Source organism: Hydrogenophaga sp., assembly GCF_028698005.1.
GTDB lineage: Bacteria > Pseudomonadota > Gammaproteobacteria > Burkholderiales > Burkholderiaceae_C > Hydrogenophaga.
Map to the genome: position 1 here is coordinate 1 of NZ_JAQVEJ010000135.1, position 8,064 is coordinate 8,064.

At 68.9% G+C, this 8,064-nt stretch carries 8 protein-coding genes and 2 pseudogenes; 7 read left to right on the forward strand and 3 right to left on the reverse strand.

Going from position 1 to position 8,064, the window contains the following annotated elements; genetic code table 11:
• A pseudogene (locus tag PHQ87_RS12350) lies at positions 1-271 on the reverse strand (hypothetical protein); the annotation flags it as partial.
• Positions 272-386: 115 nt separating this feature from the next.
• The gene (locus tag PHQ87_RS12355) at positions 387-1,655 is read right to left on the reverse strand and encodes a CaiB/BaiF CoA-transferase family protein (protein ID WP_300234704.1); all 1,269 of its coding nucleotides are present in this window, start codon (positions 1,653-1,655) and stop codon (positions 387-389) included.
• 59 nt (positions 1,656-1,714) lie between these two features.
• On the opposite strand from PHQ87_RS12355, the gene PHQ87_RS12360 reads away from it, so the two are divergent.
• From PHQ87_RS12360 to PHQ87_RS12390, 7 genes are all read left to right on the forward strand, one after another.
• Positions 1,715-2,260 (forward strand): hypothetical protein, encoded by a 546-nt coding sequence (locus PHQ87_RS12360; protein ID WP_300234706.1) that lies wholly within the window; start codon positions 1,715-1,717, stop codon positions 2,258-2,260.
• Positions 2,257-3,555 carry an MFS transporter gene (locus PHQ87_RS12365; RefSeq protein WP_300234709.1) on the forward strand — a complete coding sequence of 433 codons (1,299 nt, stop codon included), beginning with the start codon at positions 2,257-2,259 and terminating at the stop codon, positions 3,553-3,555. Before PHQ87_RS12360 ends, PHQ87_RS12365 begins: the two co-directional genes overlap by 4 nt.
• A complete protein-coding gene (locus tag PHQ87_RS12370; protein ID WP_300234711.1) occupies positions 3,552-3,998 on the forward strand; it encodes a PTS fructose transporter subunit IIA in 447 nt (148 codons plus the stop codon). Before PHQ87_RS12365 ends, PHQ87_RS12370 begins: the two co-directional genes overlap by 4 nt.
• Entirely contained in the window at positions 3,967-4,236 is a 270-nt protein-coding gene (locus tag PHQ87_RS12375; protein ID WP_300234714.1) for an HPr family phosphocarrier protein, read from the forward strand. Before PHQ87_RS12370 ends, PHQ87_RS12375 begins: the two co-directional genes overlap by 32 nt.
• A gap of 61 nt (positions 4,237-4,297) precedes the next feature.
• Positions 4,298-6,052 carry a phosphoenolpyruvate--protein phosphotransferase gene (gene ptsP / locus PHQ87_RS12380; RefSeq protein ID WP_300234717.1) on the forward strand — a complete coding sequence of 585 codons (1,755 nt, stop codon included), beginning with the start codon at positions 4,298-4,300 and terminating at the stop codon, positions 6,050-6,052.
• An 85-nt stretch (positions 6,053-6,137) separates the two neighbouring features.
• Positions 6,138-6,485: a carboxymuconolactone decarboxylase family protein gene (locus PHQ87_RS12385; protein ID WP_300234720.1), complete on the forward strand. Its 348-nt coding sequence runs from the start codon at positions 6,138-6,140 to the stop codon at positions 6,483-6,485.
• Positions 6,486-6,495: 10 nt separating this feature from the next.
• The gene (locus tag PHQ87_RS12390) at positions 6,496-7,749 is read left to right on the forward strand and encodes an MFS transporter (RefSeq protein ID WP_300234723.1); all 1,254 of its coding nucleotides are present in this window, start codon (positions 6,496-6,498) and stop codon (positions 7,747-7,749) included.
• Between the two features lie 35 nt (positions 7,750-7,784).
• Here PHQ87_RS12390 and PHQ87_RS12395 read toward each other — a convergent pair.
• A pseudogene (locus PHQ87_RS12395) lies at positions 7,785-8,064 on the reverse strand (EamA/RhaT family transporter); the annotation flags it as partial.

The window sequence follows — 8,064 nt, forward strand, 5'->3', positions numbered from 1 at the left end:
TCGCCGTAAAAATCGGGCAGGCCCATCCCCTCCATGCGCTCGGCCAGTTCCTGTCCGTCGGGACCGAAGAACAGGACCGTGGGGCGATACGGGCCTCCCAGCGGTGCGCCAGCTCGAACGGGCTGCTCTGCTGGCCAGCGAAGTCCAGGATCAGACCGGTGCGGTCCTGGATGTCCAGCTGGATGGCATGCACCAGGCCGTCGCGCAGCATGGGCTGCAGGTGCTGATTGCGGACCATGTCGCAATAGATGCAGCCGGCCAGCGAGGTCATGACCACGAGCGGCTCCCCCCGGGCGGCTGCGGCGCGGGCGGAGCCGGCCAGGGACCGGGTGGTGGGAAGGGGGGGGCTGCTGGCCATGGTGCTCAGAAAAAATGTTCCATAAGCATCAAATGATGCCTTGTCGCGACAGGTCTGCCAAGCGCTCGGGCGTCAGGGACAGCCATGAGGAGGACAGCACTTCGGCGGTGTGCTGGCCCAGCAGGGGGGGTGGCAGGTCGTTGCGCACCGGTGTGGCGCTGAGCTTGAGCGGGCTGGCGACCAGGTCCAGTGTGTCGGCCAGCGGGTGCGACCAGCGGTGCACCATGTCCCTGGCAAGGACCTGTGGGTCGGCAAACACCTCGGCCAAGTCGTTGATGGGGCCGCAGGGCACCTGGGCGGTTTCGAGCGCCGACAGCCAGTCGGCCTTGCTGCGCTGGCGCAGCAGGGGCTCGAGCAGCGGCACCAGAATGGCCCGATGGCGCACGCGGTCGGCGTTGCGCGCGAAGCGCGGGTCCTGTGCCAGTTCCGGGCAACCGGCGATCTGGCAGAACCGGGCGAACTGGCCGTCGTTGCCGACGGCCAGGATGATGTGCTGGGGGTGCCCCTGGCCGTCCGGCGCCACCTCGAACACCTGGTAGGGCACGATGTTGGCGTGGGCATTGCCCGCGCGACCGGGTACCTGGCCCTCGGCCCGGCCGCGCACGAGGTAGTTCGCGCCCAGGTTGGCCAGCATGGCCACCTGCGTGTCCAGCAGGGCCATGTCGATGTGCTGGCCCTCGCCGGTGCGCTCGGCATGCCGCAAGGCGGCCAGGATGCCAACGGTGGCGTACAGGCCGGTGAACAGGTCGGCCACCGCCACCCCGACCTTTTGCGGGCCACCGCCGGGCAGATCGTCACGTTCGCCGGTGACGCTCATCAGGCCACCCATGCCCTGGATGGCGTAGTCGTAGCCGGCACGGTTCCGGTAGGGACCAGTCTGGCCGAAGCCGGTGATGGAGCAGTAGACCAGACGGGGGTTGATGCCACGCAGGGTGTCGGCATCAAGTCCGTAGCGCGCCATGTCGCCCACCTTGTAATTCTCGACGAACACATCGGCGGTGGCCGCCAGTTCGCGGATCAGCGCCTGGCCTTCCGGCCGCGAGATGTCGCAGGTGATGGAGCGCTTGTTGCGGTTGGCGCCCAGGTAGTAGGCGGCCTCGCCGGTGTCGTGGCCGTCCCGGCCCTGCAGGAAGGGCGGGCCCCAGCCCCGGGTGTCGTCGCCGCCGGGATGGGTCGGGCCGGGTGGACGCTCGACCTTGACCACATCGGCGCCCAGATCGGCGAGGGTCTGCGTGCACCAGGGGCCAGCGAGTACGCGTGAGCAATCGAGAATCCGGATACCATCGAGCGAGTTCATGCATAGATTGTGCGCGAGTCGGCCATGTGCCGTCGCCGCGCCTGTTTCGGAGACATTTCTTGTTCCCAGTCAACCGTGGCGCCGGGCGCCGGGTGGGCATTGGCGCGTTCTGGTTCGCCATGTCCCTGCTTCTGGTGGCCTGCAGCCCCACGTTCAACTGGCGCGAGGTGCGCCTGGACGGCGGTGGCATCCAGACCCTGATGCCGTGCAAGCCAGACACCGCGGAGCGAACCGTGCCACTGGGGCCGGTGCCGGTCGTGCTGCACATGGCCAGTTGCGAAACCGGTGACATCACCTATGCGCTGGCGTGGGCGGCACTGGCCTCGCCGGCCGATGTGCCGGCGGCACTGCAGGCCTGGGCGGCCGCCAGCGGCCAGTCGCTGCGGGCGACGCAGGACAGCGTGTGGGAACCGCCGCCAGCCGGTGGCGCGGCGCGTGTGATGGCGCGTGCCCTGCAAGGCCAGGACCACGTCGGCGGTCCTGTCGAAGCCAGGGCCGTGTACATGGCGCAGGGTGCGCGGGTCTTTCAGGCGGCCGTTTATGGCCGGGTGCTGCCTGCCGAGCACCTGGAGCCATTTTTCTCCAGCCTCCAGGTGACGCCATGAGCACCGTCCGATTGGTCGAGGGTGCCGTGCCCGCCGCTGCCCGGCCGACGCTGCTGCCGCGGGCTCAGGCGGCCAGGGTGTTCCTGGCCTTTGCGCTGGCCTATTTCATCTCGACGCTGCTGCGGGCGGTGACGGCCACGCTGGCACCGGTGCTGAGCGAGGAGATGCAGCTGCGAGCGAGCGACCTGGGCCTGCTGGCCGGTGGGTACTTCCTGGGTTTCGCGCTGACCCAGCTGCCGCTGGGCACGCTGTTGGACCGGTATGGTCCGCGCAAGGTGATTCTGGTCTTCCTGGCCGTGGCGGTGGCCGGTTGCGCCGGCTTTGCCCTGGCCTCCGAGTTTGCCGGTCTGCTGGTGGCGCGGGTCGTGGTGGGCATGGGGGTCAGTGCCTGCCTGATGGCGCCCCTGACCGGCTACCGGCGCTGGCTGCGGCCGGAGCTCCAGTTGCGGGCCAACGCCTGGATGCTCATGACCGGGTCCATGGGGACGGTGGCCTCCACCTTGCCGGTGCAATGGCTCATGCCGGTGACGGGCTGGCGGGGCATTTTCTGGGTGCTGGCACTCATGCTGGTGCTGTCCATGCTGATCATTGCCTGCACCGTGCCTGCCTGGTCGTCCGGTTCTGCGTCGCCCGCGGCAAGGCCGGCCGCGCCGGGGCGGCCGCCCATGAGCTACGGTGACATCTGGCGGCATCCGTATTTCCGGATGATGGTCCCGGTCGGCCTGGTCAACTATGGCGGCATGCTGGCCGTACAGACCCTGTGGGCTGGCCCCTGGATGGTGCGGGTGGGCGGCGCCAGCGCCGAGGTGGCCGCCGTTGGCCTGTTCGGCATCAGCCTGTGCCTGCTGATCGCGTTCTGGCTGTGGGGGGTGGTCACGCCGGCGCTGGCACGGCGCGGGATCAGCACGGAGCGCCTGATCGGCATCGGCATGCCGCTGAGCCTGCTGGCGCTGGCCGCGGCCATCGTGCTCGGGCCAGCGGCGGGCTGGCCGTACTGGGCCGCGTTCTGTGTGTCCTGCACCTGCGCGTCGCTGGCGCAACCGGCGGTCGCCATGGCGATGCCGGCGCAGGCGGCGGGGCGGGCGCTCTCGGCCTACAACCTGGCCATTTTCTCGGGGGTGTTCATGGCCCAGTGGGGCATTGGCCTGGCCATCGACGGGCTGCAGGGGCTGGGCTGGAGCGTGGTGGCGAGTTTCCGCGGTGCCATGGGCCTGTATCTGCTGGCGAGCGCGCTGGCCTATGCCCTGTTCCTGTCGGGCTGGAACCGTGTGCGGCGGGCTAAACTTGTCACATGAATGGCATCCTGATCATCGCCCATGCACCGCTGGCCTCGGCCTTGCGATCTTGCGTGCTGCATGTCTTTGCAGACTGCGGCGATGCCGTGGCGGCGCTCGATGTCCAGCCCAACACGCCGCCCGATGAATCGCTGGCCCAGGCGCGCGTCCTGTTGCGTACGCTGGGCACACCAGGCACCCTGGTGCTGACCGACGTGTTCGGTGCCACGCCCTGCAACGTCGCACAGCGCCTGGTGGACGGCGTGCACTCCCGGCTGATCACCGGTGTCAACCTGCCGATGCTGCTGCGCACCGTGTCCTACCGGCACGAGCCGCTGGACACCCTGGTGTCGCGTGCCCTGACAGGGGCGACCCAGGGCATCATTCAGGTCGCCGTGACCGCTCCCCAAAACCAGGCCCGCCGAGCCACCCATGATCAAGACCACCGTGACCATCAGCAATAAGCTGGGCCTGCATGCCCGCGCGTCCGCCAAGCTCACCAAGCTCGCGGGCAGTTTCGCGAGCGAGGTCTGGATGTCGCGCGGCGACCGCCGTGTCAATGCCAAGAGCATCATGGGGGTCATGATGCTCGCGGCCGGTATCGGCTCGGTGGTCGAGATCGAGACCCACGGCACCGACGAGCAGCAGGCCCTGGACGCCCTGGTGGCCCTGGTCAACGACAAGTTCGGCGAGGGCGAGTGACCATGGTGGCCGCCACGCCACGCCATGGCGCAGGTCACCGTCGCGCAGGAGGTGGCCCGGCATGACGATATCCATCCACGGCTTCACGGTGTCGCGTGGCGTGGCCATCGGTCGGGCCGTGGTGGTGGCCTCGAGCCGCCTCGATGTGGCGCACTACCTCATCAAGCCCGAGCAGATCGATGCCGAGATCGAGCGCCTGCGCAACGCGCGCAACGCGGTGATCGACGAAATCGGCCGCGTGCAGCAGCAACTGGCGGCGATGGCCACCACCGATGCGCCGCCCGAGCTGGCGGCCCTGCTGGACGTGCACCTGCTGATGCTGCAGGACGAGACGCTCACCAACGGGGTCAAGCACTGGATCACCGAGCGCCACTACAACGCCGAATGGGCGCTGTCCACGCAACTGGAGGTGATCGTCCGCCAGTTCGAGGAGATGGAAGACCCCTACCTGCGCGAGCGCAAGGCGGATCTGGAACAGGTGGTCGAGCGCATGCTGCGCGTCATGCGCGGCGTGGCTTCGCCGGTGGCGGCACCGGCCACGGCGCAGGGCGGTCCACTCGCGCCGTCGGCGGATGTGCCACTGGTGCTGGTGGCGCACGATCTCTCGCCGGCCGACATGCTGCAGTTCAAGCAGAGCGTGTTCGCCGGCTTCGTCACCGACGTCGGCGGCAAGACCAGCCACACGGCCATCGTGGCGCGCAGCATGGACATCCCGGCCGTGGTCGGCGCACGCTCGGCCAGCCAGCTGATCCGCCAGGACGACTGGGTGATCATCGACGGCGATGCCGGGGTGGTGGTGGTCGAGCCGTCCCCGGTGGTGTTGGCCGAATATGGCTTCAAGCAGCGGCAGGGCGAGCTCGAACGCGAGCGCCTGGCCCGTCTGCGCAACACGCCGGCCGTGACGCTCGATGGCCAGCAGATCGAGTTGCTGGCCAACATCGAGCAGCCCGAGGATGCCGCCGCTGCCCTCAAGGCCGGGGCGGCGGGGGTCGGCCTGTTTCGTACCGAGTTCCTGTTCATGGGCCGCAACGGCCGCCTGCCCGACGAGCAGGAGCAGTACGAGGCGTACCGGCGCGCGGTCGAAGGCATGCAGGGCCGGCCGGTGACCATCCGCACGGTGGACGTGGGTGCCGACAAGCCGCTTGACCGTTCGCCGGCGCGGGCGGGCGAGGAGCACCTGAATCCGGCGCTGGGGCTGCGGGCGATCCGCTGGAGCCTGGCCGAGCCGGCCATGTTCCTGGTGCAGTTGCGCGCCGTGCTGCGCGCTGCCGCCCACGGGCCGGTGCATCTGCTCATTCCCATGCTGGCGCATGCCAGCGAGATCCGCCAGACCCTGGCCCTGCTCGACAAGGCACGCCAGCAACTGGACGAGCGCGGTGTGGCCTACGGGCCCTTGCGGCTGGGCGCCATGATCGAGGTGCCGGCCGCGGCACTCATGGTACCGGTGTTCCTGCGCCATTTCGATTTTCTGTCGATCGGCACCAACGACCTGATCCAGTACACCCTGGCCATCGACCGTGCCGATGAGGCCGTGGCCCACCTGTATGACCCGCTGCATCCGGCGGTGCTGCGCCTGATCGCCAGCACGATCGCCCAGGCGCGGGCGCAAGGCAAGGGCGTGAGCGTGTGCGGCGAAATGGCGGGCGATGTCGGCATGACGCGCCTGTTGCTGGGCATGGGCCTGCGCAGCTTTTCCATGCACCCGTCGCAGATCCTGCCGGTCAAGCAGCAGATCCTGCGCAGCGACACCCACAAGCTCGAAGCCTGGGCGCAGACGGTGCTGGATGCCGAGGACCCGGAGGTGTTGATCGAGTAGCCGGGCCATGGGTGTTTGATCCAGGGCAAAACCACTTCTGAATATTCATATACTCTATGCAGTATTAATTTTCAGAGGATGGCATATGGGCACTTTTGATCACAACGGCTTGATCCGGGACATCGGCGGCGGCATGGCGGCATTGCGCAAGGCGCAGCCGGAGGCCATGGCCGGATTCGGGGCCATGGCCAAGGCCGCCATGGCCGAGGGTGCCATCAGTGCCAAGCACAAGGAGCTGATTGCACTGGCCATCGGCGTGACGCAGCGCTGCTCGGGCTGCATCGGCTTTCATGTGAAGGCGCTGCACCGCCTGGGCTGCACGCGGGACGAGCTGGAGGAAATGCTGGCCATTTGTGTCTACATGGGAGGTGGGCCGGCGCTGATGTACGCCGCCGAGGCCATTGCTGCGTGGGAGCAGATGGCGCCGGCATAATCCACCCGGTATGCCGGCCGCCCATGCAGACCCCTCCCTCATCGACTCGCCCCAGGCGCTGCGGCGCCTGCTGGTGACACTGGGTCTTGTCGTGCTGGGCAACGGCAGCATGTACGTGCTGCCGGTGGTGTTGCCCGCGGTGCAGGCCGAGTTCGGCGTCGGCCGCGCCGGTGCCTCGCTGCCCTATACCCTGATGATGGTCTGCCTGGGGCTGGGCGGTCTGCTGACGGGCAAGCTGGCCGACCGCCACGGCCTGGCACCCGTGCTCTGGCTGGGTGCCCTGGCCGTGTTGGGCGGGTTTGTGGGGGCGGGACTGTCGGGCGGCATCCTGGCCTTCGGCCTGGCGCACGCGGCGATGGGGCTGCTTGGCAGCGCCGCCACCTTTGCGCCCCTGCTGGCCGACACGGCACTGTGGTGGAACCGCCGGCGCGGCATCGCGGTGGCGGTGTGCGCCAGCGGCAACTACGTGGCCGGCGCGATCTGGCCGCCCATCGTGCAGCAGGGCATCGACACCCTGGGCTGGCGGCCCACCTACATCGCGCTTGGTGCGGTCTGCGGCGCCGGCATGTTCGCGCTGTCCTGGCTCATGCGCCAGCGCCCGCCCGCCCTCCCGGCCTCGGCCGCCACCGCGGCGGGCACACCCCCGGTGCGCACACGTCCCTTCGATCTGGCGCCGAATCAGGCGATGGCGCTGTTGTGTCTGGCGGGCGTGGCCTGCTGCGTGGCCATGGCCATGCCACAAGTCCACATCGTGGCCTACTGCACCGACCTGGGCTTTGGTGCCGCCCAGGGTGCCAGGATGCTGTCGCTCATGCTGGCCTGCGGCATCGTCAGCCGGCTGGTGTTCGGGCTGATCTGCGACCGGATCGGCGGCATCCGCACCTTGCTGCTGGGGTCGGCCCTGCAGGGCGTCGCGCTGCTGCTGTTCCTGCCCTTCGATGGCCTGGTGCCCCTGTATGTCATTTCCGCCCTGTTTGGCCTGTTCCAGGGTGGCATCGTGCCCACCTACGCCATCATCGTGCGCGAGCATTTCCCGCTGCAGGAGGCCGGCTTGCGGGTCGGTGCCGTCATCATGGCCACCCTGGTCGGCATGGCCCTGGGTGGCTGGCTGTCCGGCTGGATCTTCGACCTGACAGGCAGCTACCGCGTGGCGTTTGTCAATGGCATCGGCTGGAACCTGCTGAACCTCTTCATCGCCGGCTGGCTGTACCTGCGGGTGCGTGGTGGTGGCAGCGGGCGTGAGGCGCTCGCCAGCACCCCCTGACCGGCCTCGCTCAGCCGCCCCGGCAGAACACGCGTTCAGTGGGCGGTTGCCGCCGGCGCGCGGCGGTGCGCCGAGATGCAGCTGAGCACGCTGGCGCCGACCAGCACCACGGCCACCGCCTCCAGCACCGTGGGCCAGCGCGCTTCCCACAGGAAGCCGTAGAGCAGGGCGAACAGTGTCTCGAACAGGATCATCTGCCCGATCATCGTCAGCGGCAGCAGGCGGCTGGCGCGGTTCCAGCAGGCGTTGCCGAGAATGGAGGCGAACACCGCCACGCCGGCCGAGACGCCGGCAAAGCGCAGCCACTGGCTGCTG

Bases quoted from the DNA above. Each gene is read 5' to 3' on its own strand.
- PHQ87_RS12375 (WP_300234714.1), top strand. From the start codon at position 3,967: ATGATCAAGACCACCGTGACCATCAGCAATAAGCTGGGCCTGCATGCC.
- PHQ87_RS12385 (WP_300234720.1), top strand. From the start codon at position 6,138: ATGGGCACTTTTGATCACAACGGCTTGATCCGGGACATCGGCGGCGGC.
- PHQ87_RS12355 (WP_300234704.1), bottom strand. From the start codon at position 1,655: ATGAACTCGCTCGATGGTATCCGGATTCTCGATTGCTCACGCGTACTC.
- PHQ87_RS12370 (WP_300234711.1), top strand. From the start codon at position 3,552: ATGAATGGCATCCTGATCATCGCCCATGCACCGCTGGCCTCGGCCTTG.
- PHQ87_RS12365 (WP_300234709.1), top strand. From the start codon at position 2,257: ATGAGCACCGTCCGATTGGTCGAGGGTGCCGTGCCCGCCGCTGCCCGG.
- PHQ87_RS12390 (WP_300234723.1), top strand. From the start codon at position 6,496: ATGCCGGCCGCCCATGCAGACCCCTCCCTCATCGACTCGCCCCAGGCG.
- ptsP (WP_300234717.1), top strand. From the start codon at position 4,298: ATGACGATATCCATCCACGGCTTCACGGTGTCGCGTGGCGTGGCCATC.